The following is a 23,799-nucleotide window of genomic DNA, read 5'->3' on the forward strand; positions in this document are numbered from 1 at the left end:
TCGGCACTGTGCGTGCCTGGCGGCACCGCGCACAGGAGCGCTTTTCCATGTTGTCCTCCGCCCAGGCCCCGCTGTACGAGATCAAAGCCAACCTCTTCAAGGGCTTGGCGCACCCGGCCAGAATCCGGATCCTCGAGCTGCTGGCCGCGGCCCCGCAGGAAACGGCGGCCGTCAGCTACCTGCTCGCAGAAACCGGCCTTGAAGCCTCGCACCTCTCCCAGCACCTGGCCACCTTGCGCAAGCACAGGGTGGTGACCTCGGTCCGCACGGCCAACGCCGTAACGTACCAGCTGGCACACCCCGGAATTGCGCAGCTGCTTTCCATCGCGCGGACCTTCCTCCTGGACAGCCTTGCCGGCTCCAACGAGCAGCTCCGGCTGGCGCAGCAGCTGCCCGCAGGCCACCTCGACGGCGGGAACACCCCGTGAGTGCTGGTGTGCGCGCCCCGGGCAAGCGCGCCAACCAGTTCCTGCCCTCCAGGCTGGATTACACGGGACTCGGGAAATCGTGGCGAACCGACCTGCTTGCCGGCATCACCGTGGGCATCGTTGCCCTGCCTTTGGCGCTGGCGTTTGGCGTCAGTTCTGGGGTGGGCGCAGAGGCCGGCCTGATCACCGCGATCGTGGCCGGCCTGGTGGCAGCCGTCATGGGCGGATCCCCGGTGCAGGTCTCCGGCCCAACCGGCGCCATGGTTGTGGTCCTCGCCCCCGTCGTGGCAGTGCACGGCGCCGGCAGCGTGGCCCTGCTCTCGGTCATGGCGGGGCTGCTGGTCTGCGTCCTGGGATTCAGCGGCCTGGGCCGGGCTGTTGCGTTCATTCCCTGGCCCGTGGTGGAGGGCTTCACGCTCGGGATCGCCGCCATTATCTTCCTCCAGCAGGTTCCGCTGGCCACCGGCACGTCCGGTGTCCCGGGCCACAACACCCTGCTCGCCGCTGTTGAGGCGGCATCGGGGGCCCGCGTCCCCACCGCGCTGGTGACACTTGCGCTCGTGGCGGGGGTCGCCGTCGTGATGGTCCTGGTGCAAAAGCTGTTCCGGGCGCTTCCGGCCAGCCTGCTCGCGGTCCTCCTGGCCACTGCGGCCGCCGAGCTCTTCCAACTGGGCATCCCGCGCATTGGTCCGCTGCCGCACTCCCTTCCCGCGCCGGCCATCCCCGCATTTGACTTGGCCTCCCTGGGCAGCCTCGCGATGCCGGCGGTGGCAGTGGCCTGCCTTGCCGCCATTGAGTCGCTGCTCTCCGCCCGGGTGGCAGCCGGCATGAGCGGGCCTGACGGAACCCCGAGCGGGCCCTACAGCCCGGACAGGGAACTGACGGGCCAGGGCCTGGCTTCCATTGCGGCCGGGCTGTTCGGCGGGATGCCAGCCACCGGAGCCATCGCCCGGACGGCGGTGAACGTCCGCTCAGGAGCGAAAACGCGCCTCTCCGCCGGGGTCCATGCCGTGGTGCTGCTGGCCATTGTCTACCTCGCTTCCGGAATGGTCAGCCGCATTCCCCTTGCGGCGCTGGGCGGAGTCCTGATGGTCACCGCGGCGAGGATGGTGTCCCGGCGGACCGTCACGGCCATCGTCCGCTCTACCAGGGCCGACGCCGCCGTCTTCATCCTCACGGCCACCATCACCGTTGCTTTCGACCTGATCGTCGCCATCCAGATAGGGCTCGCGGCGGCCGCACTCTTCACCCTGCGCAAATTCGCGTCGCTGAGCAGCGTGCAGCGCGAAGAAATCCCCGGGCCGCAGGCAGAAGGGGATGAGCACATTGCCGTGCTCCGGCTGGACGGCGCCATGTTCTTCGGTGCCGCAGAACGCATCCTCCAGGAGATCAGCCAGATCAGGGACGTGCAGGTGGCCATCATCAGGCTCTCCCAGCTGCGCATGCTGGACGCCACCGGGGCGCATGCTCTGGTGGAGGTCATCTCCGCCCTGGAGCTGCAGGGCATCACCGTGCTGCTCAAGGGGGTCCGTCCGGACCACCTGGGCCTGGTCACGAACGTGGGGGTGATCCGGTCACTGCGGCACCACAGGCACCTGTTTGAGGACCTCGATGACGCCGTGGAACATGCCCGCAGCCACGTCCGCCGTAACGCCGCCTACCGTTTGTAGTTTTTCCTGATCGTCTGGCCGCGGACCACGATGCCGGCGATATGCAGGACGAGGCCCAGCCCGATCAGCGGAAGGGATGCTGTGGCGAGGCCGGTGTTGCCGCTGGTGTTGCCCGCCAGGTTCAGGATGATGCCGACGGCGATCAACCCCATGGCGCTGAAGACCAGGACTTTGTAGCGGGTTGGGGCGGTGGCCCAGAATTCGTTCAGCACCCTGAAAGTCTACCGGCCAACCCTAGAACAGGGCTTCCTGCACGGCCGGGACCTCCGAGGAATAGTCTCCAAGCTCGATGCGCCTGCCCTTGAGCCGGCCGAGGTCCACAACGAATTCGAGGTCCGTATCGTCCAGCGTGGCCAGCACAAAACTGCCGCAGACGGACCGGATGGTGAAGCCGTGCGGCCCGTCAGCCAGGCTGTGGGGGTAGGCGTGCCTGGGGCTTGCCGAACACAGCCGTTCAGCCAGTCCGTGCCTGGCCCAGGCTTCGTCCACCACCTCGAACCCATCCAGGCCAGAGCGGGAAATGACGCGGCGCGCTGTGGCCGCCAGCGCCGCATTGTGCGCCTTGAGGAAGCCCGCAGGGGCGGGGTCGGCGAGGGCTCCTGCCTTGGCGGCTGACCGCACCTGCTGCGGGAGCCCGCCGTCGCGCGTTACCAGGTCCTCAAGGATCCGTACTATCCGGCCGTCCGCGGCGCGGGCTATGTACCTGGCCACCACCGCGCCCTGTTCGGCCAGCCGCTGCCATTTCCTCAGGTTGGAAGCCGTTCCCACCTTGCTGGCCCCGTTGGCGAAGGTGGCCACGTAGAGCCAGTGCGGCTGCATCAGGTAGCTGCGGAGCCCGGGCGGGACGCGTCCGTCACGGTGGAAGTCGTGCATGAGCCGGAAGTCGTCCGCCAGGAAGCACCGTTCGCACTGGTGTCCGCGGGCCGAGGGCAGGCGGCCGGCACACAGCACGTGGTCCCGGTGGGCAGGGCCATGGACCCGGTGGTGGCCGAGGCAGTACTTTCCGTCGGCCGCGAGCCGAACGCCCAGCCTGGTGCCGTCGTCGAGCGCCGTTTCCCGGAAGGTGCTGTCCGCAGCCTGCAGCCGCAGGACAGGAGGCGCGCCGTTGGCAGAACCGTCCCCCGCAGGCCAGAAGACCCCGTGGACCAGATAGCGCGCATCGGTCACGGGGTCTCCTGGTGTGAAAAGCGTGGGTGCTACAGCGCGGGCTGCACCCCAAAGGCTACCGCGAGCTTCATGATCTTCTCGGCGCGGCCCAGGCGCGGCAGGTCGGACCCGTCACGGATCACGCGGCCGTTGGCTTCGAAGTCGGCCATGAAGTCGGTGGCCCAGGCAACGTCCGACGGCGTGGGGCTGATGACCTCGTTGATCACGGGGGTCTGGTCGATGGCCAGGCAGAGCTTGCCGGTCATGCCCATCATCACCGTGATGCCGGTCTGCTCGCGCAGGATGGGGTGGTTGGTGCCCACGGTGGGTCCGTCAATGGGCCCTGGCAGGTTGCCCACCCGGCTGGCGACGACGAGCTTGGCGCGCGGGTAGGCCATGGCTTCGGGGGTGGCGGCCATGCCGGTGTCGCGGCGGAAGTCGCCGGAGCCGAAGGCCAGGCGGAAAGCGCCCTGGGCCTTGGCGATGTTGTTGGCTTCCTCGATGCCGACGGCGGATTCCACCAGCGGGATGACGGGCGTCTTGCCGTCCATGCGGTGGAAGCTCTCGGTCACCTGGTCCGCGGATTCGGTCTTGGCCAGCATGACGCCGAGCAGTCCCGGGGTGCCGCGGAGGCCGGCCAGGTCCGCTGCCCAGAACGGGCTGGTGGCGTCGTTGATGCGGACCCAGGCCTTGCCGCCGGCGGTCAGCCAGTCAACCACGTTGTTCCGGGCCTGGTCCTTCTGGGAGGGATCCACGGCATCTTCAATATCCAGGATGATCGAGTCGGCGCGGGACACTGCCGACTGGTCGAAGAGCTCCGTCTTCATGGCATTCACAAGGAGCCATGAACGGGCGATCTCTGCGGGGATATTGCGTTCCGGCCTTACGGTCTCGGTGGCGATGGTAGACGTCATGTATCTACCGTATCCGCCCCGGAAGGGGCACGGGGGCGAAAACGGCCGGCTCGGGAGGTTCAATACGAACTAAACGGGATATGACAGGCCCGGCAGCGAAAGCAGGTTGCGGCAAGTGTCGTTTCGGGGCGCCAGAACGACACTTACCGCTACCTGGTTGGGGTGGGTCAGGGGATGTTGCTGCCGCGCGCAGTCACCCAGAGTTGGTACCAGTCCGCGCGGGTCATGGCCTGGGCCACGCGGGCGGCGTCGGCACAGGCACGGATCCGGCCGGGGTTGACGGTCCCGATCACCGGGGCTATGCCGGCCGGGTGCTTCATCAGCCAGCCCAGCAGGACCGACTCCCCCGTGCTGCCGTATTCCCCCGCCAGCGCCGCCACGAGCTCGGCGGTGGCTGCCTCAGCGGACGAAGGGCTTTCCGGTTCCGCCCCGGTGTACAGGCCCTTGGCAAGCGAGCCGTAGGCCTGGAGCGTGATGGAGTTCCTCACGCAGTACTCCAGGGTGCCGTGCGGGAAGCTGTAGTCCAGGTGCTCGGCATGGTTCACCAGCACCTGGCTTTCCAGCCAGGCCCGCTTGAGCAGGCTCATCTCCAGCTGGTTCGCCACCACCGGGGTTTCCAGCCGGTCCTGCAGCGCCTCGATCTGCGCCCCGGACATATTGGACACGCCGAGCTGCCGGACCTTGCCTTCCGCCATCAGCTGCCCGACGGCGGCCGCCACCTCCGCCGGGTCCGCCAGGGGGTCCGGGCGGTGCAGCAGGAGGATGTCCACGTAGTCCGTCCGCAGCCGCTTCAGGCTTTCGTTGACGCGCTCCAGGATGGCTTCCCGGCTGAGGTCATAGTGCGTCTTCAGTCCGCGCTCGTTGAGCCTGATCCCGCACTTGGTCTGCAGCCGGATACGGTCACGCAGCCCCGGGGTGGACGCGAGCACCTCGCCGAAGACTGCCTCGGACTTGCCGCTGCGGTAGATGTCCGCGTGGTCAAACAGCGTGATTCCCGCGGCCAGGGCAGCCTCGACGGCGGCAGCGGCCTCGTCCACATGCTCACCGGCATGCGGCTCGTCGGACCAGCTGCCGCCCAGGCCCATGCAGCCATAGATCAGTTCCTGCATCAGGAGGGCCGCCGTTCGGGGACCGGTCCAGGCATCAGCGCAGCCATGCGGTGGTGTTGGCGGGCAGCTTGCCGTCCTCAAGCGGCGCGCTGCTGGCCAGGACCTCACCGTCGGGAAGCGCGACGGCGGTGTCCCCGAAGTTGGTCACGGACTGCCAGCCGTTGGGACGGCGGAAGTGCAGGACCTCCGGGTTGCCGGTCTCCAGCCATTCCAGCTCCTCGTCCGTCTGCAGTTCGCGGCGGAGCTTCAGGGCCTTGCGGTAGAGCTCCAGCGTGGAACCCTGGGTCCCGTCCTGCGCCTCGACGGCGTACTTGCTGAACCAGTCGGGCTGGGGCAGGTGCGAACCGCCTTCGCCGAAGCCGAAGGAGGTTCCTTCAACCTTCCACGGCAGCGGGACGCGGCAGCCATCGCGGCCGATCTCCACGCCCTTGTTGCGGAAGAAGGACGGATCCTGGCGCTCGGATTCAGGGATCTCCGCCACTTCCTGGAGGCCCAGTTCTTCGCCCTGGTAGAGGTAGGCGGAGCCCGGGACAGCCAGCATCAGCAGGGTGGCGGCGCGGGCGCGGCGCTCGCCGAGCTCCGTGTCCAGTTCCTCCTTGGGGCCACCGGCGAGCAGCCAGTCCTTACCGTCCTGGCCCTTGGTGCCTGCCTTGCCCTTCGAGACCTGGGGCAGGCCATAGCGGGTGGCGTGGCGGACCACGTCGTGGTTGGAGAAGACCCACGTGGAGGAGGCACCGGTGGCGGCCGCCTCGGCCAGGTTCCGGGTGATGATCTCCTTGTACTCGGCGGCGTCGAAGTCAGCCTGCAGCAGGTCGAAGTTGAAGGCCTGGCCAAGGCCCTCCGGGCTGGCGTAGCGTGCCCGGCGGGTGGCGTGGACCCAGGCTTCAGCCACGGCGGTGCGCGGCGGGTTGTACTCGTTGAACACCTCGCGCCATTCGGCGTAGATCTCGTGCACTTCGTCGCGGTCCCAGAAGGGGTGCGTGCCGTCGTCGAAACCGTCCACGCCGGTGTTGGCCGCGCTCAGTTCCAGCTTGGACAGCAGCGGTTCGGTGAGGTCCTTGGTGAGGGCGTGGGCCACGTCCACCCGGAAGCCGTCCACGCCGCGGTCGGACCAGAAACGCAGGGTCTTCAGGAAGTCCTCGCGGATTTCCCGGTTGGACCAGTTCAGGTCCGGCTGCTCCTTGGCGAAGATGTGCATGTACCACTGGCCGGGGGTGCCGTCCGGCTCGGTGATGCGCTCCCAGGCGGGTCCGCCGAACACCGAGTCCCAGTCCGACGGCGGGAACTCGCCGTTGGGGCCCTTGCCGTCACGGAAGATGTAGCGGTCACGGGCAGGCGATCCCTTGGGTGAGGCAAGCGCTTCCTTGAACCACTCGTGCCGGTTGGAGGAGTGGTTGGGGACGATGTCCGCGATCAGCTTGATGCCGGCCTCGTGCAGGGCGGCGGCCATTTCGTCGAAGTCCTCGAGGGTGCCCAGCTTGGGGTCAACGTCCCGGTAGTCGTCCACGTCGTAGCCGCCGTCGGCAAGCGCCGAGGGGTAGAAAGGGCTCAGCCAGACGGCGTCGATCCCGAGCGACTTCAGGTACGGGACCTTGGAGGTGATGCCCTTCAGGTCGCCGATGCCATCGCCGTTGGAGTCCGCGAAGCTGCGCGGATAGATCTGGTACACAGAGGCCTGGCGCCACCAGTTCGGATCGGCCAGGCGGTCGGAATCGGAAAGGGTTGCCAGGGTGGCGGTGGTGGACAAGGGGTGATCCTTTGCTGCTTGTCGACTATATTTATTTTGGTTCTAAATTTAGTTGCCCGATCATTATCTGGCCCGCCGCACGGAAAGGTCAACAGCATGGCTGAAACCACGGCTGCCACCCCGCAGCTGCTCCGCCGCGTCAGTGCCGGCGCCGTGCTGGAATTCATGCGCTCCTCCGGGATCGTCACGGTCACGGAAGTCATGGAAGCCACCGGCCTCACCCGCGCCACGGCCATCGCCGTCTGCGAGGACCTCAAGGAGCGGGGCTGGCTCCGCGAACTGGAGAACCAGCGGGCCTTCGGCGGGTACCGGAAGGGCCGGCCCGCCCGCCGCTTCGAACTCAACGAGCGCGCCGGCTACGTGCTCGGCATGGACATCGGGGTTTCCAAAGCCACGGTGGTGGTGTCGGACCTTCGCGGGCAGGTGCTGGGGCGCTCCAGCCTGCCCTTCGCGGAAGCCGAAATATCCGCCGCGGAACGCGTCTCGGTCATCGACCGCACCGCGCTCTCCGCACTCCGGGGGGTGGGCGCCCCGCCCGATTCCGTCCTGGCCGTCTGCGCCGGCATTGCCGCGCCGGTGGACCGGAACGGCGAGGTACTGCTGGCGCAGCATTTTTGGGGATTGTTCGACGTCGGCCTGAAGGCAGCCATGCGGGACCGGCACGGCTGGACGGTCCTGCTGGAAAACGACGCCAACCTGGCCGCGCTCGGCGACCGCTGGCGGGGTGCTGCGGCGGGGGTGGACGACGTCGTGGTGATCCTTGCCAGCGAACGCTTCGGCTCAGGGGTGATCGACGGCGGGCGGCTGCTGCATGGAAGCCGCGGTGGCGCCGGTGAGCTCGCGTTCCTGGACCGGGTGGAGGGTGTGGGGGACACGTTTGGCATCGCCAGCCTGGCCAGGACGTGGGCGGCCGAGGCGCTGGCCGGCAAAACCAGGACATCCCTCCGGGAGTATGCGGCCCAAGGCGGCGCGGAGGCTGAGCACGTCTTCGCAGCCGCCGCCGAGGGGGACGCCATGGCCCTGCGGATACTGGACCGCCTGGCGGATCGCGTGGCACGGGTGATCGGCGCGGTGGCCACCGTGTTCAACCCGGAGCTTGTGGTGATCGGCGGGGCAGTGGCCAACTCCGCGGGCGTCCTGCTTGAACCGATTACCCGGCAGCTGAAGGATTTCACTGCCACTCCCCCGCGTATTGCAGTTTCACCGCTGGGCGACTCGATTGTTACCGTTGGGGCTGTCCGGGGCGCGCTGGATTATGTGGAGAAGCATTCCCTCGACCTCCAACTGGTCCCCGGGGCCTAGCCGGCGCTAGGGCTGCAGGGCAGCGGCGATAGGCAGCGTGCCGTCACAGAATTCGATGGTCTTGCCCGCCGTTTCCGGCAGGTCCAGCACGGCCACCGCGACGCTTGCGGTATTGCTTCGGGAGGTTTCCCGGCTGCCGCCGGGCGCGGGGCTGACATCGATCAGCCCGGTTCCCGGCTTGTCCGTCAACGCCCCCGGGCCCAGGATGGTCCAGGCAAGGCCGGTGCCCCGCAGGTACTCGTCAGCGGCGGCTTTGGCCTCGGCGTACGCAAAGAAGGAGTGGTGCGCCGGCATGCCATGGTCCTTGCCGGCGCCCAGGTAGGACACCATCACGTAGCGGCCCACATTGGCTTCGGCGGCCGCATCCATCGAACGGATTGCCGCGTCCCGGTCCACTGCGTAGGTGCGTGACGGGTTGCCGCCGCCGGCGCCGGCGGACCAGACCACGGCGTCATGGCCTTTCAACGCTTCGGCGATGGCCGCCGTCGTCGCATTTTCAATGTCCAGGACCGACGGCGCTGCCCCCGTTGCCGCGACGTCCGCGGCATGGTCCGGGTTGCGGACGAACGAGGTGACGCTGTGGCCTTCTTCCGTGAGCAGGGCGGACAGGTGAAGGGCCACTTTGCCGTGGCCGCCGATGATTGCGATTCGGGTCATGCCCCCATTCTGCCCCTCAGGGCAGGCAACGGTAGCGAAGGTACACCACGCCGTTGCCGAACCGGCGCTCGTCCAAGAGTTCAAGCCGGGCTTCCAGGTTGTCCGGCAAGGCCCGCAGGCCTCCCCCGACCACCACCGGATTGATCAGGAATCCGCATTCGTCCACCAGTCCTGCCGCGAATGCCAGTCCGGCCAGGTTGGCACCGCCGATGCTCATCGTCCCGTCCGTTGCCGCCTTCATCGCCCGGACGGCGTCCGGGTCGAAGGTGCGCTCGATCCGGGTCCTGGACGTCCCGGCGACTGCAAGCGAAGAAGAGTAGACAACCTTGTCTGCCTCCTTCCAGATCCGGGCGTAGTCCTGGATCACCGGCGGCTCGCCGGGACCGCCCATGGTTTCCCAAACGGCCATAACGTCGTACATCCTGCGGCCGAGCAGGAACGTCCCGACGTCCCGTTCGAGGTCGTTGACGAAGGCGTGGACTTCCTCGTCGGGCGCGCTCCAGTCGAAGTTGCCGTTCCTGTCCGCCACATACCCGTCCAGGGAGGTGATGCAGGTGTAGGTGAGCTGGCCCATGGTCCCTATTGTGGCCTCGAAGGCGGGGAGTTGGAAGCCACCGCGTTCACGCGCAGTTCGCGGGAACAGTCAGACTGCCCGCCGGCGCTCCGGGACGGTGCCAAGCAGTATCCGCAGTCCCGGCACCGAGCGGGAAATGTGGCCCAGGCCAAAGGAAACCACGACGCCGAGCACGGCAACCAGGAGGAACTTAGCCCTGGCCGGCCAATTGGCCTGCAGGATGGCCACCTGGAGGCCCACCACGACAAAGATGTGGAGGATGTACGCGGCATAGCTGGCGGCGGCCATCGCTGCCAGCAGCCGTACGGGACGGTGGAAGAGCTCCCGGGACGTGACCACCAGGCCCACGGACAGGCCGGCGCACACCATCGTCTCCAGGAAGACCCGCACCAGCGACCGCCCATCAAGCCCTCCCGTCGCGGTGGCAACATTCCAGAGATGGAAGGCCTGCAGGGAGAAGATGGCCGCGGACGCAATGAGGCCCACCGCCAGCCAGGTGAAGCCGATGTGGCGCGGGATCCGCCGGAACCAGTCGTTCCGGTAGGCCAGGATGCCCAAAACGAACAGGCTCACGTACTGGGCGAGGTTGGCGGGCTCCGCTGGAATGACGAAGAACAGCGGCACCCAGTCATCAACGGGAAACCACCACCGGACAACCCAGGTGACCAGGACCAGGGCCGCTGCGAAGGCCAGGATGGCCCGGTGGCCAGGCGGGGGCAGTGTCCGCCGCGGGCCCCCTGGTGCGGCCGGGCGCAGCCGGCGGATGCGGCCCACCAGCAGGACATAGGCGGCCGAGTAGAGGAGGAGGTGGGCCAGGAACCACAGGTGGAGGTAGGCGCCCTGCCACGCGCCGTCGTAGAGGGACCTAACGAACTCCCCCGGAGCGGGACTTCCGGACGCCAGGTAGGCGAGCGGAACGTTGACTGCCACAACGAAGAAAACGAGCGGCACCCCGATGCGGACCCACCGTTCCCTAAGGAACCGGCGCGGACCCTTGCGCTCATAAGAGCCGGGCAGGAAGTAGCCGGCCACCAGGAACAACAGGCCCAGGCCCACGGCCGCGTTCACCGTGTAGAACGGGACGAACCAGTCGCTGGTGGCCTGGTCTTCCACGGGCCAGAAGCCGCCGGTCTCCCCGTACGCCTGGGCGGCGTGGTGGATGATCACCATGGAGATGATCAGCACCCTCAGGACGTCCACGAAGGCCAGTCGGCCTGTCCCGGCGGCGGCGGCAGGTGGCCCGCCGGACCCAGCTGTTCGGGACATTGTTGGCCCTCCTCGCCGCGCTCCTGCCTTTGGATCCATCCTCTACCGCCAGTCCCATGGCGCCAGAGCCGAAGGACCTTCTGTTGGCGGCACCGAAAAGGGCACAGAAAAGCCCCCGGAATCTCGGCGATTCCGGGGGCTTAGCCTGTAGCGGTGGGGAGGCTCGATCTCCCGACCTCACGATTATGAGTCGTGCGCTCTAACCAACTGAGCTACACCGCCACGAATGAGAAAAACCTGCGCCAAGCCGGTCAAAACCGCCTTGACACAGGCCCTCATCCAGAGCCCCCCACCGGAATCGATCCGGTGACCTCGTTCTTACCAAGAACGCGCTCTACCACTGAGCTAGGGGGGCAACGAGTAAATACTCTACCGGAAGATTTTCCCACCAACAAATCGGCGTCCGGGGCGGCTTTTGGGCGGCGCAACGCTTGCAGTTCGCGCCCCATGGATCCCGATTTTCCGCGCCGTTACGGGGTTGTGCGGCCGGGCAGACGGCGACAGGGTCCAGGCCTGCGGACGGTTTTGCAGCAAGTCAACGGCCCTGGTGTGTCGAGTCGCACACTCGGCTTGAGTTTTTGTCCGGGTATGCAGGTTTCGAGCCCCTGGGAGTCTGCGCCTCTGGACAAAAACTTCAAGGGTTAAATGCCGGTGGGCCGGCTTGGAAGCCGGCCCACCGGGGGAACGTGTCAGGCTAGCTGACGGTTTACCACTTGCCCTTGCGGTTGAAGTCGCGCTGGCCGCCCTCGTTGCCGTGGCGGGGCTTCCGTGAGCCGTCACCGTGGCCGCCGAAGCGGGAGTCGCTGGCCTGGCCGCGGCTGGCACCGCTGTCAGCACCAAAGGAAGAACGCTCGCTGTAGGAGCGGCCGCCGCGGTCCGCGGAGGACCGCTCGCCGTCGGACTTGCGGAATTCCTTCTTGAACCCGCCGTTGCCCTTGAAGTTGCCTCCCCGGTCACCGCCGCGGTTGCCCTGGTAGGAGCCGCGCTCGCCGGATGGCTTGCGGCCGTTGTCCAGCTCGAGGTGGATCAGCTCGCCGCCGATCCGGGTGCGGGACAGGGCACGCAGCTGCTCGGGGCTCAGGTCCGCGGGCAGCTCCACCAGGGAGTGGTCCGAGCGGATGTCGATGCCGCCGATCTGCGCCGAGGAGATGCCGCCCTCGTTGGCGATGGCGCCCACGATGGAACCCGGCATGACGCGCTGGCGGCGTCCCACGGCGATCCGGTAGGTGGCATTGCCCTCGGTCAGCGTGCGGGTCGGGCCGCGTGAGCCGAAGCCGTCCTTGGAGCGCTCGCGCTTCTGGAACTCGGGAGCTGCAGGCAGTTCCTTGACCAGCAGAGGCTGCCCGCCCTGCGCCATGACGGCAAGGGCTGCGGCGATCTCCGAGGCGGGCACGTTGTGCTCTTCCTCGTAGGAGGCGATGAGGTCGCGGAACGGAGCCACGTCCTCGGAGGCCAGGGTTTCCGTGATGCGCTCGGCGAACTTGCCCAGGCGCAGCGTGTTCACGGTTTCGGCGGTGGGCAGGTGCATCTGCTCCACCGGCTGGCGGGTGGCCTTCTCGATGGAACGCAGCAGGTACTTCTCCCGCGGCGTCATGAACAGGATGGCGTCGCCGGAGCGGCCTGCACGGCCGGTGCGGCCGATGCGGTGCACGTAGGACTCGGTGTCGTGCGGGATGTCGTAGTTGATGACGTGGCTGATGCGCTCCACGTCAAGGCCACGGGCGGCGACGTCAGTGGCCACGAGGATGTCGATGCGGCCTTCCTTCAGTGCGTCCACAGTGCGCTCGCGCTGCTGCTGCGGAATGTCGCCGTTGATCGCGGCGGCCTGGAAACCGCGGGACTTCAGCTTGTCAGCCAGGTCCTCAGTAGCCATCTTGGTGCGCACGAAGGCGATGACGCCGTCGAACTCTTCAACTTCGAGGATGCGGGTCATGGCATCGAGCTTGTGCGGGCCCATGACCTGCAGGTACCGCTGCCGGGTGTTGGCGCCGGTGGTGGTCTTGGACTTGACGGAGATCTCGGCCGGGTTGTTCAGGTACTGCTTGGACATGCGGCGGATCTGGCTCGGCATGGTGGCCGAGAACAGTGCAACCTGGCGGTCGGACGGGGTCTGCTGGAAGATCTGCTCCACGTCTTCGGCGAAGCCCATGCGCAGCATCTCGTCGGCCTCGTCCAGCACCAGGTACTGGAGCTCGGACAGGTCCAGGGAACCCTTGGAGATGTGGTCGATCACGCGGCCGGGGGTACCAACAACAACCTGGGCACCGCGGCGCAGGCCGGCCAGCTGGGGACCGTAGGCGGAGCCGCCGTAGACGGGGAGGACGGTGAAGTCGTCAATGTGCTTGGCGTAGGACGTGAAGGCCTCGGCAACCTGCAGCGCCAGCTCACGGGTGGGAGCCAGGACCAGTGCCTGGGTCTTCCGGGACGGGCCGTTGAGGTCGTGGAGTTCGGCCAGGCGGGACAGTGCCGGTACTGCGAATGCTGCAGTCTTACCGGTGCCGGTCTGGGCGAGGCCCACGACGTCGCGGCCTTCGAGCAGGAGCGGGATGGTTGCTGCCTGGATGGGGGAAGGCTTTTCGTAGCCGACATCCTGCAGGGCGGCGAGGACGCGGCCGTCGATGCCGAGGTCGGCGAACTTGATGCCCTCTTCCTCGTCGTCCTCAGCCTTGGCGGCGGGAGCGGCGGGTGCTTCCTCAACCTTGGCGGGGGCTTCGGCGGGAGCTGCTTCGGGGGCTTCGGCGGGTGCCGGGGCGGCCTCGGCTGCGGGGGCAGCGGGCTCGGTGAATTCGATGCTGGCAGTTGCTGTTTCAGCAGTGGCGTCGTTGTGATTTTCGGGCATAGGGAAATATTCCTCATCCATAGGGGGCCAGGCGGCACTACCCGAGGTGAGTGGAGCCGCAGTACGTGTGCCGTGGATGCCGGGCAAACATTGACCGGCCGGTCACAGAAGTCCGGCGCTTTCGCAATCCCGTGGCAGGACTTCCCGCTGCATCTCTTGGCTGCTATCCCAGCAGTCTGTACAGCGTTTTCTTTAGCCGGCTCTCCCTATGAAAATGCCCGCATCGCTTGTGCGGGCCCCAACACTTGCCAGTCCTGCCTCAAAAATTGGGCAGGAATAAGGGATTTCCGGAGTGGGGGATGTTTCAAGTGTAAGGTACGCACCCGCCGCAGCGGAAATTGAACGTACGACGACGGCGGTGAGCTTGCGCACACCGCTCCCCTTCCAGCCGCCTTGCCCTTGCGGCTACCGGCCCAGCTGCCGTTCCAGGGCCTCGAACTTCTGCCTGAACTCCGGCTGCTGCAGGCGGATCTCACCGTCGGCATCGGCGTCGCGCAGTGCTTCCATGGCTTCCAGGTCAGGCTCGCTGAACCACCTGCCCACGGTGATGCCGTGCCTGGGGACGTACAGCCGGTGGATATGGTCTCCCGCCTGGATGCTCCCCGTCCGGACCACCCGCAGGTAGGCTCCCACCCGGCCTTCCTCGGTGAATCGCTTGACGAACCGCGGCTCGCGCATCCGGCGCTGGAAGGTGGCGCAGGGCGTGCGCGGCGAGGTGACCTCCACCTCGACGTCCAGGCCGATCTTCCAGCGCTCTCCGATCACCGCGCCGGTGGCATCGATCCCGGCAACCCGAAGGTTTTCGCCGAAGATCCCCGGCGGCAGCTCGCGCTGGAGTTCGCCCTCCCAGAAGTCCGCGTCCTCCTGCGAGTAGGCGTAGAGGGCCTGGTCCGGCCCGCCATGGTGGACACGGTTGGCCTGGATGTCGCCCTGCAGGCCCAACCGGTGCACCTTGACCGGGCCTTCGGCGGGACGCTTGTCGATGGCGGTCACGCCTACGTTCGATGCGTCCGGCAGGAGCTGGTGGACGCGGCACACGGCAAGGACAGAGGCGGTTTCCATGGCTCCAGTGTAGGGTCGGCGGCCGGCAGCGGCGGGGAGTTGCCGGGATGGGGACTTCTCCCCTGTTCCGGACGGGCTGCCCTACTCGCAGCCGCTACCGGCAGGGACTACGCTGATTTCAGGATTGCAATTGGGGGTGCAGCGCTGTGCCCAATTCACGTGGACAACTGAGGGGGACACCATGGACCCGAACAAGGACCCGGACCACGGGCGGCCCGGCGGCCAGCCTGCGGGCGAAGGCGGGCAGCCTGCGGGCGAAGGCGGGCAGTCTGCCGGGGACGGACAGCCGGGCGGGGACGGGCACAGCGGCGCGAAGCCCCCTCCCTGGCAGGTGCCCAAGCCTGAACTGCGCCCCGAACTCCTGAACCAGCCGGTCACTCCGGTGGACCCGTTCGCACGGGACCGTGAACGGCAGCTCAACGAGGAAGCATCCCGGAAGAAACGCTCCCAGCGGCGCACCGTCGTCGTAGGCCTGGGCGTAACAGCGCTGCTCGCCGGCACCATCACCGCCGTGGTGGCCAGCAACCAGGACGATCCCGAGTACGCGCAGGTGTGCTTCAACGACGAAACCGGCGAGCGCGTGGAAGACCGCAACTGCGACAGCTCCGCCGGACGCGGCGGCGGTGTTTTCGCCTGGTACTTCTTCTCCCGCGGCGCCTACGTTCCGCCGATAGGCCAGAACCGTTCCACCGCACCCAACTACACCCGGACCGTGCCCAGCGGCGCGAAAGTGTCCACCGGATACAGCACCAAAGGCGGAACGGTCAGCCGGGGCGGCTTTGGAACCAGCGCCAAGAGCGGCAGCAGCGGTGGCGGCGGCAAGGTCTCGGGGGGCTGAGCGTGAAGCGGTTGATGTCTGAGCCCAGGCCTGGCTGGAAGCAGAAGATCGAGGAGCAGGGCCTGGTGTTCTCCACCACCACCATGGACGACGGGCGCCGGATCGAGTACTGGAACGAGGCCGCGTACTACGAGTTCACCATGGAGGAGGTGGAGCGCCTCGAGGAAACGGCCGAAGAAATGCACCGGATGTGCCTGGAAGCGGCGAAGTTCCTGGCCACGGGTGCCATGGGCACCATCGGCATCGGCGCGCAGGCGCTGGAACTCGCAGCAGAATCCCTGCAGGCCGGGGACGTGGATGTCTATGGCCGGTTCGATTTCATTTACGACGGGCAGGGCGGACCCGCCAAGATGCTCGAGTACAACGCGGACACCCCCACGGGCCTGATCGAGGCGGCGGTGGCGCAGTGGTTCTGGCTGCAGGATGTCTTTCCGGAAAAGGACCAGTGGAACGGCATCCACGAGGCGCTGATCCGGCAGTGGAAGAAGGTGCAGTACCGCACCGGGATGAGCACCCTGCACGTTGCGCATTCGGAGGTTGAGGAGTCCGGCGAGGACTGGATGACCGCAGCCTACATGCGGGACGTGGCCAGCCAGGCGGGGTGGACTACCATCGGCATCAACATGTCCGATATCGGCTGGGACCCCAACCTGAACCGGTTCGTGGACCTGGACAACTTCATGATCAGCACCATCTTCAAGCTCTACCCGTGGGAGCTGATGATGAAGGAACCGTTCGGCCACCGGCTGCTGGAGCGCGCGCACAACCCGCGCTGGGTTGAGCCTGCGTGGAAGATGCTGCTCTCCAACAAGGCCCTGCTCGCCGCGTTGTGGCATCTGTATCCGGAGCATCCCAACCTGCTGCCCGCCTTCCTCAACGAGCCTGGGCCGCTGAAGGAATGGGTTGCCAAGCCGCTGCACGGCCGCGAAGGGGACAACATCAAGATCCACGCGGCCGGTATCAGCCTGGAACAGCCCGGCGGCTACGGCCGCGAGGGCTGGTGCTACCAGCAGTACCAGGAACTGCCGGACTTCGACGGCAACCATCCCGTCCTGGGCCTGTGGGTGGTGGACGGCGAATCGGTGGGCTGCGGCATCCGGGAATCGGACGGGCCCGTCACCGATTACTTCTGCCGTTTCGTGCCCAACACCATCGACGCGCCGGCGCCGCTTTCGGCCGTGGCCTCCAGCAAAGCAGGTATCGCACTATGAATCCGGTGGCAGCATGAGCACAGAGATTACGACAACGGGCGGCCCCGGAGGCACGCCAGGCACCACCGTTCCGGCCAAGGGTCTCCGTGCCGGCATCCTGGACCTCGGCGACTCCGTGATGATCGGCCTGGCCTCCACAGCGCCGGTGTACTCGCTGGCGGCAACACTCGGCCTGATCGTGGCCGTCAACGGGAACTACACTCCCCTGATCCTGCTGCTGGGCTTTATCCCCGTCCTGTTCATCGCGTATGCGTTCCGCGAGCTGAACAGCGCCATCCCGGACTGCGGAACCACCTTCACCTGGTCGCGCCGTGCGTTCGGCCCCTGGGCGGGCTGGCTGGGCGGCTGGGGTGTGGCGCTCGCGGGCATCGTGGTCCTGGCCAACCTTGCCCAGGTGGCCGGGCAGTACCTGTGGCTGCTGATCGGTGACGGTTCCCTTGCCGGGAACAAGGCGCTGGTTACTGGCACCGGCGTGCTGTTCATCGCCGTGATGACGCTGGTCAACTACCGGGGCATCCGGCTGGGCGAGCACGTCCAGCGGGTCCTGACGTATGTGCAGTACATTGCGCTGGGCATCTTTGCCCTGGCCATCGTCGTCGGGATTGTCCGGGGCTCAGCAGGGGGCGACACCACCATCCAGCCCTTCGACTTTGAGTGGTTCAACCCGGCCGGTGCCTTCGCGGATCCCGGGGCGGTGGTCCACGGCGTGCTCCTTGCCCTGTTCATTTACTGGGGCTGGGACACGTGCCTGGCGGTGAACGAGGAAACGGAGAACCCCTCCACCACCCCCGGCCGCGGCGCGGTGATCTCCGCCTTCATCCTGGTGGCCATCTACGTGTCCGTCGCGCTCCTGGTGATGATGTACGCCACGGTGGGCACCGAAGGCATCGGCCTGGGCAATGAGGCCAACCAGGACGACGTGTTCCTTGCCATGCGGGACGTGGTGTTGGGCCCGTGGGGCTGGCTGATCGTCGTCGCGGTCCTGGCCTCGGTCCTGTCCTCTACCCAGACCACCATCCTGCCCACAGCCCGCGGCACCCTCTCCATGGGGGTCCACGGCGCGCTGCCGGCAAAGTTCGGCGAGGTGCACCCGAAGAACCAGACGCCCGGCTTCTCCACCCAGGTCATGGGGGCCGCGGCCATCGCGTACTACGTGGCCATGAGCTTCCTGAGCGAGAACCTCCTCTCCGATTCCATCAGCGCCATCAGCCTGTTCATCGCGTTCTACTACGCACTGACCGGCTTCGCCTGCTTCTGGTACTTCCGGGGCACCCTGCGGCAGTCCGCGCGGAATCTGTGGTTCCGGGGCATCCTTCCCCTGGTGGGCGCCCTGCTACTGACCGCCGCCTTCTTCATCTCTGCCGTGCAGATGTGGGATCCGGCGTACGGCAACACCCAGATCTTCGGCGTCGGCGGCGCGTTTGTGAGCGGCGTGCTGCTGCTGGCCCTGGGCGTGGTGCTCGCCGTCGTCTGCCGTTTCCTCCCCTCCACCCGGGGCTATTTCACGGGCAAGGCCGCCGCCGGGCAAACCAGCGCCCGCTCCCCCAAGTAAGTAGCGCTAAGTGTCGTTTTGAGGGGTCAAAACGACACTTAGCGCTACCTAGTTGGGAAGGGAGGGCTGGGAGGGGCGCCGGGCGGGAAAGGCGCTACGCGGAGAAGCCGCCGTCTGACTTGATCAGCTGCCCGGAAACCCAGCGGCCGGCGGGCGAGAGCAGGAACGCCACGGTGCCGGCCACGTCTGCCGGTGTTCCCAGGCGTCCGGTGGGCTGCCGGGACAGGAGAGCCGCGCGGACCTCGTCATCCATCCACCCGGTGTCCACCGGCCCCGGGTTCAGCACGTTCGCCGAGATGCCCAGCGGCCCCAGTTCCCGGGCGGCGGCAATCACGATCCTGTCCAGCGCCCCCTTCGACGCGCCGTACGGCAGGTTGAACGCCGTGTGGTCACTGGTCAGCGCAACGATCGCGCCGCCGTCGTCCGTTGCCTGCCGCGCAAAAGCGGCAATCAGCTGCCAGCTGGCCCGGGCATTCACGGCGAAGTGCCGCTCGAACGATTCGAGACTGGTGTCCAGGATGCCGGAATCCACGGACTCGGCGTGGCTGAGCACCATGCCGTGCAGCGGGCCGGTGAGCTGCACGGCGTCCGCCACCAGCTTCCCTGCCGCGGCAGGGTCCTCCAGGTCAGCGGGCAGGGTATGGACCTGGGCACCAATGGCTTCCAGCTCGGCAGTCAGGCGGACGACGTCGTCCGGTTCAGTCCCCCACGGCATGCGGGCGTCGTAGCCCGGCCAGTAAGCCAGGACCAGGTCCCAGCCTTCCGCCGCCAGCTGCCGGGCGATCCCGGCGCCGATGGAGGCAAGCCTTCCGGCGCCGGTGATGAGGGCGACGTTTCGGACGGGAACTTCGGGCGGCGTCTCCATGGCACCAGCCTAGTAGCGGCGGGTCGGGGTCCGGTGTCAGGCGGGCGGTGTTAGGCAGGCGTCCCTGCCGTGGCGGGCTCGCGGGAGCCCGAGTGCCTGCGGATGGTGGCGCTGATGACCGCCGCGATGGTGCACATTGCCGCGGCACCGAACCAGGCGTAGGTGTACTGGCCGGTGGCGTCCCGGATGGCGCCGGCGCCCAGGGCGGCGGCGGCCGCGCCGAGCTGGTGGGCCGCGAAGACCCACCCGAACACCACGCTGCCGTCCGCGCCGAACGTTTCCCGGCAGATGGCCGCTGTCGGCGGCACGGTGGCCACCCAGTCCAGGCCGTAGATCACCACAAAGACGATCATGCTCGGCTGGACTTCGGCGCTCAGCAGCAGGGGCAGCACCAGCAGGCCGATGCCGCGGAACTGGTAGTAGACCGCCAGGAGAATGCGGGGGTTGAACCGGTCGGTCAGCCAGCCGGAGGCGATGGTCCCCACAATGTCGAAGATTCCGACGACGGCGAGCAGGCCGGCAGCGGTGGTCTCGGTCATGCCGTGGTCGTGGGCGGAGGGGATGAAGTGGGTGCCGATCAGCCCGTTGGTGGTGGCGCCGCAGATGGCGAACCCGGCCACGAGTGCCCAGAAGGTCCGGACGCGGCTGGCCCGCCGGAGGACCTGCAGGGCACGGACGGCGGCATTGCTGCGGGCGGCGGGCTCCGGCGTCGTGGCCTGCCTGGCCGGAACAGGCTCTGGTGCGGTCTCGCCGTAGGGCAGGACCCCGGCGTCGGCCGGCGAGTTCTTGAGGAACTTCAGCACCAGGGGAACCACGGCCAGGGCTCCGGCGGCAATCAGCAGCGACGCCTGCCGCCAACCGGGATCCTGCGCCAGCACGGCAATGAACGGAAGGAACACCAGCTGGCCGGCGGCACTGCCTGCGGTGAGGATGCCGATCACCAGGCCGCGGCTCTTCACGAACCAGGTATTGGCAATCGTGGCAGCGAACACCAGCGCCATGGATCCGGTGCCGAGCCCGATCAGCAGCCCCCAGGTCAGCAGGATCTGCCAGGACTGGTTCACCAGCACGGTGAGGGCACTGCCGGCGCCGATCAGCACGAGGGCGGTGGCCGTCACAGCCCGGATGCCGAACCGCTCCATCAGCGCTGCGGCGAACGGCGCCGTCAGCCCGAAAAGGACCAGGTTGATGCTGACCGCCGCGGACAAAACGGTGGTGGACCAGCCGAACTCCTGCTGCAGCGGGACCATCAGGACGCCGGGGGCGGCGCGGAAACCCGCCGCACCGACCAGCGCGAGGAAGGCGACGGCGGCCACGACCCATGCAGGGTGCAGGCGGCGGCGCGGGCGCCCCGGCGGGGCTTCCCGCAAGCGGACGACGGCGGAGGCAGGGCCGGCGGTTACGTCGGCAAGGCCCGGGCCGGCTTCCCGGGACGCGCCCTCGACGGTCTTGTCCACGCTCATGCGGCTGTTCCTTCGTGTCCAGGGGCGGTGGAGAGCTGGACGGGTTCCGCCGAACGGGACCTGCTGTGCCAGCTGGTGTTGGCAGCCGTCAGCCGCTCCCCGCACGCGGTGCAGGTATCGGCGGAAGTGGTGCGCTGGCCGCAGCTGCGGTGAATAACGTACATGTGGGCCTGCTCCGACGGTGCCGGCAGGTGCTTCTCCGCCCAGATTGTCACCGCATTCAGCACCGGGAGGGCATCTTCGCCCTTCTCCGTCAGGACGTATTCATTCCTGGTGCGGCCGCCGTCACCGTACGCCCTTTTGGTGAGCAGCCCCGACTCGACGAGGCCGGCCAGGCGCTTGGTGAGCACGGAGTCGGCCACCTCGAGCCGGGCCTTCATCGCATCGAAGCGTCCGTTGCCAAAGAAGACCTCCCGGAGGATAAGGATGGTCCACGGGTCGCCCAGGATGTCCAGGCCGCGGGCCATGCTGCAGTTGCGCCGGGACCAGTCGGATCGAAGTGCCATAACGGCACCCTAGCTGACTATCTTGAAGAAAGCCAGCAGAAAGCCCTACGGGATTGAGGCGAAGGCCTGTTCAAGGTCTGCCACCAGGTCCTCAACATCCTCGATCCCGCAGGACAGCCGGAGCAGGTTCACGGGAACGGCGAGTTCGGTGCCCTTGACCGATGCATGGGTCATCTCGGACGGGTAGTTCATCAGCGACTCGATGCCGCCCAAAGACTCCGCAAGGGTGAACACGGAGGTTGACTCCGCCACCTTCCGGGCAGCCGCCTCACCGCCCTTGAACTGTACGGACACCATGCCGCCGAAACTGCGCATCTGCTTTTTTGCGAGCTCGTGGCCCGGGTGGGACGGCAGCCCCGGGTACAGGACAGCCTCCACCTCGGGACGCTCCAGCAGCCACTCGGCCACGGCCTGGCCGTTCAGGCTGTGCCGGTCCATCCGGACCCCCAGCGTCTTCAGCCCGCGGGTGGTAAGGAAGGCGTCCATGGGGCCGGAGACGGCACCCACGGCGAACTGCACAAAACCGATCTTCTCAGCGAGGTCCGCGTCGTTGACCACTACGGCGCCGCCCACAACGTCGGAGTGGCCGCCGATGTACTTGGTGGTGGAGTGGACCACGACGTCGGCACCCAGGGCGAGCGGGGTCTGCAGGTAGGGCGATGCGAAGGTGTTGTCCACCACCAGGAGGGCCCCGGCGTCGTGCGCTATCCCTGCGAGCGCCGCGATGTCGGTGATTTTCATCAGCGGGTTGGACGGGGTTTCCACCCAGACGAACCTGGTCTTGTTGGCGCTGACAGCCGCCCGCACGGAATCCAGGTTTGCCATGTCCACGGGGGTGTTGCCGATCCCCCACCCGCCCAGGACCCGGCTGATGAGCCGGTAGGTGCCGCCGTAGGCGTCGTTGCCGAGCACGATGTGGTCCCCGGGCCGGGTCAGCGCACGGATCAGCGAGTCTTCCGCCGCCAGCCCGGAACTGAAGCTGTAGGCGTGCGTGCCGCCCTCCAGCGCAGCGAGCTGTTCCTGCAGGGCGTCCCGGGTGGGGTTGCCGCCGCGGCCGTACTCATAGCCGTCCCGCAGCCCGCCAATGCCGTCCTGGGCGTAGGTCGAACTGAAGTGCAGGGGCGGCACCACCGCGCCGGTGCGGGGCTCGAAAGCCTGGCCGGCGTGGACGGCGCGGGTGTTGAAACCTTGGGTGTGCGAGGCGGACATGGTGCTCCTTTACGGGTGGCGCAGGTCAGGGGAAGCGGTTCAGTTGCTGAGGTAGGCCAGGAGGTCGTGCCGGGTGAGGATGCCCACGGGTGCACCCACGAACGTGACCATGACGGTGTCCACATCCGAGAGCAGCTCCCTGGCCGCGGAGATGGTTTCCAGCGAGCCGATCACGGGCAGCTTGGGGCCCATGTGCTCGGAGATCTTGTCCGTGAGCTTCGCCTCGCCGCGGAACAGCTTGGCCGTGAGGGTGCGCTCATCCACGGCGCCCAGCACCTCGCCCATGACCACCGGGGGCTCCTGGGACAGGACCGGGATGTGGCTGACGCCGAACTCGTTCATGATGTTGATGACATCGCGGACGGACTCGTTCGGGTGGATGTGCACCAGGTCCGGCAGTTCGCCGTTCTTGGAGCTGATGACTTCCCCAACGGAGGTCTCCTCGCCGCCGGACAGGAAGCCGTAGGAGCGCATCCACTGGTCGTTGAAGATTTTGGCCAGGTAGCCGCGGCCTGAGTCAGGAAGAATGACGACGACGACGGCGGACGCGGGCAGGTCCCGCGCCGCCTGCAGTGCGGCCACCACAGCCATGCCTGAGGACCCGCCTACCAGCAGGCCCTCCTCGCGGGCCAGCCGCCGGGTCATGGCGAAGGAGTCCGCGTCGCTGACGGCGATCACCTGGTCGGGCACGGACTTGTCGTAGTTCGCGGGCCACATGTCCTCCCCCACGCCCTCCACGAAGTACGGGCGCCCGGTGCCGCCGGAGTAGACCGAACCTTCCGGGTCGGCGCCGATGATCCGGACAACGCCGCCCTCGGACTCCGGCCTGTCAGCCGAGGCCTCCTTGAGGTAGCGGCCCGTGCCGGTGATGGTGCCGCCGGTGCCGGCACCGATCACGCAGTGGGTGACTTTGCCGTCCGTGTCCCGCCAGATCTCGGGGCCGGTGGTCTGGTAGTGGCTGCCGGGCGCGGCGGGGTTGGAGAACTGGTCCGGCTTGTACGCACCAGGGGTCTCCCGCACAATCCGGTCCGAAACACCGTAGTAGCTCTGCGGGCTGTCCGGCGGGACGGCTGTTGGCGTGACGACAACCTCGGCGCCGTAGGCCTGCAGGACGGCGCGCTTGTCCTCGCCCACTTTGTCCGGCACCACGAAGATGCATTTGTAGCCCTTTTGCTGGGCCACCAGCGCCAGGCCCACGCCCGTATTTCCGGAGGTTGGCTCCACGATGGTGCCGCCGGGCTGCAGCTTGCCCTCCCGCTCGGCGTCCTCGATCATCTTGATCGCGATACGGTCCTTGATGGATCCGCCGGGGTTCAGGTACTCGAGTTTCACCAGGACGGTGGCCTTGATGCCGTCAGTGACGTGGTTGAGCTTGATGAGCGGGGTATTGCCGATGAGGTCCAGGATGGACTGGGCGTACTTCATGTGTACAAAGCTACCG

The 23,799-nt window shown here is 67.5% G+C and carries 21 protein-coding genes and 2 tRNA genes; 6 read left to right on the forward strand and 17 right to left on the reverse strand.

The features are described from left to right. Nucleotides 1-47 precede the first annotated feature (47 nt). Both KTR40_RS13625 and KTR40_RS13630 read left to right on the forward strand, forming a co-directional pair. Nucleotides 48-428, forward strand: a complete 381-nt coding sequence (locus KTR40_RS13625; RefSeq protein ID WP_139030049.1) for a metalloregulator ArsR/SmtB family transcription factor — start codon at nt 48-50, stop codon at nt 426-428. Continuing rightward, the gene (locus KTR40_RS13630) at nt 425-2,098 is read left to right on the forward strand and encodes a SulP family inorganic anion transporter (protein WP_228404056.1); all 1,674 of its coding nucleotides are present in this window, start codon (nt 425-427) and stop codon (nt 2,096-2,098) included. The genes KTR40_RS13625 and KTR40_RS13630 overlap by 4 nt, the downstream gene beginning before the upstream one ends. Here KTR40_RS13630 and KTR40_RS13635 read toward each other — a convergent pair. From KTR40_RS13635 to KTR40_RS13655, 5 genes are all read right to left on the reverse strand, one after another. Then, nucleotides 2,086-2,310 (reverse strand): DUF3188 domain-containing protein, encoded by a 225-nt coding sequence (locus KTR40_RS13635; protein ID WP_228404057.1) that lies wholly within the window; start codon nt 2,308-2,310, stop codon nt 2,086-2,088. The two genes, KTR40_RS13630 and KTR40_RS13635, sit on opposite strands and share 13 nt — an antisense overlap. Nucleotides 2,311-2,332: 22 nt before the next feature. Beyond that, a complete protein-coding gene (locus KTR40_RS13640) occupies nt 2,333-3,265 on the reverse strand; it encodes a DUF2797 domain-containing protein (protein ID WP_228404058.1) in 933 nt (310 codons plus the stop codon). Nucleotides 3,266-3,294: 29 nt separating this feature from the next. Further along, on the reverse strand, nt 3,295-4,158 hold the full coding sequence (locus KTR40_RS13645; RefSeq protein WP_139029979.1) for a CoA ester lyase: 864 nt from the start codon (nt 4,156-4,158) through the stop codon (nt 3,295-3,297). Nucleotides 4,159-4,325: 167 nt separating this feature from the next. Further along, nucleotides 4,326-5,267, reverse strand: a complete 942-nt coding sequence (locus tag KTR40_RS13650) for an aldo/keto reductase family oxidoreductase (protein WP_228404059.1) — start codon at nt 5,265-5,267, stop codon at nt 4,326-4,328. 34 nt (nt 5,268-5,301) lie between these two features. Continuing rightward, nucleotides 5,302-7,014 (reverse strand): glycoside hydrolase family 13 protein, encoded by a 1,713-nt coding sequence (locus KTR40_RS13655; RefSeq protein ID WP_228404060.1) that lies wholly within the window; start codon nt 7,012-7,014, stop codon nt 5,302-5,304. 96 nt (nt 7,015-7,110) lie between these two features. On the opposite strand from KTR40_RS13655, the gene KTR40_RS13660 reads away from it, so the two are divergent. Beyond that, the gene (locus KTR40_RS13660) at nt 7,111-8,316 is read left to right on the forward strand and encodes an ROK family protein (protein WP_228404061.1); all 1,206 of its coding nucleotides are present in this window, start codon (nt 7,111-7,113) and stop codon (nt 8,314-8,316) included. Between the two features lie 6 nt (nt 8,317-8,322). On the opposite strand, the gene KTR40_RS13665 is transcribed toward KTR40_RS13660, so the two are convergent. The 7 genes from KTR40_RS13665 to KTR40_RS13695 form a co-directional block, all read right to left on the reverse strand. Continuing rightward, nucleotides 8,323-8,973 (reverse strand): SDR family oxidoreductase, encoded by a 651-nt coding sequence (locus KTR40_RS13665; RefSeq protein WP_228404062.1) that lies wholly within the window; start codon nt 8,971-8,973, stop codon nt 8,323-8,325. Nucleotides 8,974-8,989: 16 nt separating this feature from the next. After that, nucleotides 8,990-9,547: a dihydrofolate reductase family protein gene (locus tag KTR40_RS13670; RefSeq protein ID WP_228404063.1), complete on the reverse strand. Its 558-nt coding sequence runs from the start codon at nt 9,545-9,547 to the stop codon at nt 8,990-8,992. 69 nt (nt 9,548-9,616) lie between these two features. Continuing rightward, a complete protein-coding gene (locus tag KTR40_RS13675; RefSeq protein WP_228404064.1) occupies nt 9,617-10,813 on the reverse strand; it encodes an acyltransferase family protein in 1,197 nt (398 codons plus the stop codon). Between the two features lie 148 nt (nt 10,814-10,961). Further along, nucleotides 10,962-11,035: transfer RNA gene (locus KTR40_RS13680), tRNA-Met, on the reverse strand. 61 nt (nt 11,036-11,096) lie between these two features. Continuing rightward, nucleotides 11,097-11,168 (reverse strand) — tRNA-Thr (locus KTR40_RS13685). A 351-nt stretch (nt 11,169-11,519) separates the two neighbouring features. Beyond that, a complete protein-coding gene (locus tag KTR40_RS13690; protein ID WP_228404065.1) occupies nt 11,520-13,652 on the reverse strand; it encodes a DEAD/DEAH box helicase in 2,133 nt (710 codons plus the stop codon). Between the two features lie 405 nt (nt 13,653-14,057). After that, nucleotides 14,058-14,714 (reverse strand): MOSC domain-containing protein, encoded by a 657-nt coding sequence (locus KTR40_RS13695; protein WP_228404066.1) that lies wholly within the window; start codon nt 14,712-14,714, stop codon nt 14,058-14,060. A gap of 181 nt (nt 14,715-14,895) precedes the next feature. On the opposite strand from KTR40_RS13695, the gene KTR40_RS13700 reads away from it, so the two are divergent. Genes KTR40_RS13700 through KTR40_RS13710 form a run of 3 tightly spaced genes read left to right on the forward strand, consistent with a single transcriptional unit; the run spans nt 14,896 to nt 18,315 of the window. After that, on the forward strand, nt 14,896-15,552 hold the full coding sequence (locus KTR40_RS13700) for a Tat pathway signal protein (protein ID WP_228404067.1): 657 nt from the start codon (nt 14,896-14,898) through the stop codon (nt 15,550-15,552). A gap of 2 nt (nt 15,553-15,554) precedes the next feature. Then, nucleotides 15,555-16,763 carry a glutathionylspermidine synthase family protein gene (locus tag KTR40_RS13705; RefSeq protein ID WP_228404068.1) on the forward strand — a complete coding sequence of 403 codons (1,209 nt, stop codon included), beginning with the start codon at nt 15,555-15,557 and terminating at the stop codon, nt 16,761-16,763. A 13-nt stretch (nt 16,764-16,776) separates the two neighbouring features. Further along, nucleotides 16,777-18,315: an APC family permease gene (locus KTR40_RS13710; protein ID WP_228404069.1), complete on the forward strand. Its 1,539-nt coding sequence runs from the start codon at nt 16,777-16,779 to the stop codon at nt 18,313-18,315. Nucleotides 18,316-18,409: 94 nt separating this feature from the next. Here the strand turns inward: KTR40_RS13710 and KTR40_RS13715 are convergent, their stop codons facing one another. From KTR40_RS13715 to KTR40_RS13735, 5 genes are read right to left on the reverse strand one after another with little or no spacing between them, the layout of a single operon-like run. Then, on the reverse strand, nt 18,410-19,180 hold the full coding sequence (locus KTR40_RS13715; protein WP_228404070.1) for an SDR family oxidoreductase: 771 nt from the start codon (nt 19,178-19,180) through the stop codon (nt 18,410-18,412). Nucleotides 19,181-19,230: 50 nt separating this feature from the next. Further along, on the reverse strand, nt 19,231-20,643 hold the full coding sequence (locus KTR40_RS13720) for an MFS transporter (RefSeq protein WP_228404071.1): 1,413 nt from the start codon (nt 20,641-20,643) through the stop codon (nt 19,231-19,233). Continuing rightward, nucleotides 20,640-21,149, reverse strand: coding sequence for a helix-turn-helix domain-containing protein (locus tag KTR40_RS13725; protein WP_228404072.1), 510 nt, complete (start codon nt 21,147-21,149; stop codon nt 20,640-20,642). The genes KTR40_RS13720 and KTR40_RS13725 overlap by 4 nt, the downstream gene beginning before the upstream one ends. 45 nt (nt 21,150-21,194) lie before the next feature. Next, complete coding sequence (locus KTR40_RS13730; protein ID WP_228404073.1) at nt 21,195-22,358, reverse strand: cystathionine gamma-synthase; 1,164 nt, start codon at nt 22,356-22,358, stop codon at nt 21,195-21,197. Between the two features lie 39 nt (nt 22,359-22,397). Then, entirely contained in the window at nt 22,398-23,783 is a 1,386-nt protein-coding gene (locus KTR40_RS13735) for a cystathionine beta-synthase (RefSeq protein WP_139029995.1), read from the reverse strand. Between the last annotated feature and the right edge of the window lie 16 nt (nt 23,784-23,799).

Origin of the sequence: Pseudarthrobacter sp. L1SW, assembly GCF_020809045.1 — a bacterium.
Classification (GTDB): domain Bacteria; phylum Actinomycetota; class Actinomycetes; order Actinomycetales; family Micrococcaceae; genus Arthrobacter.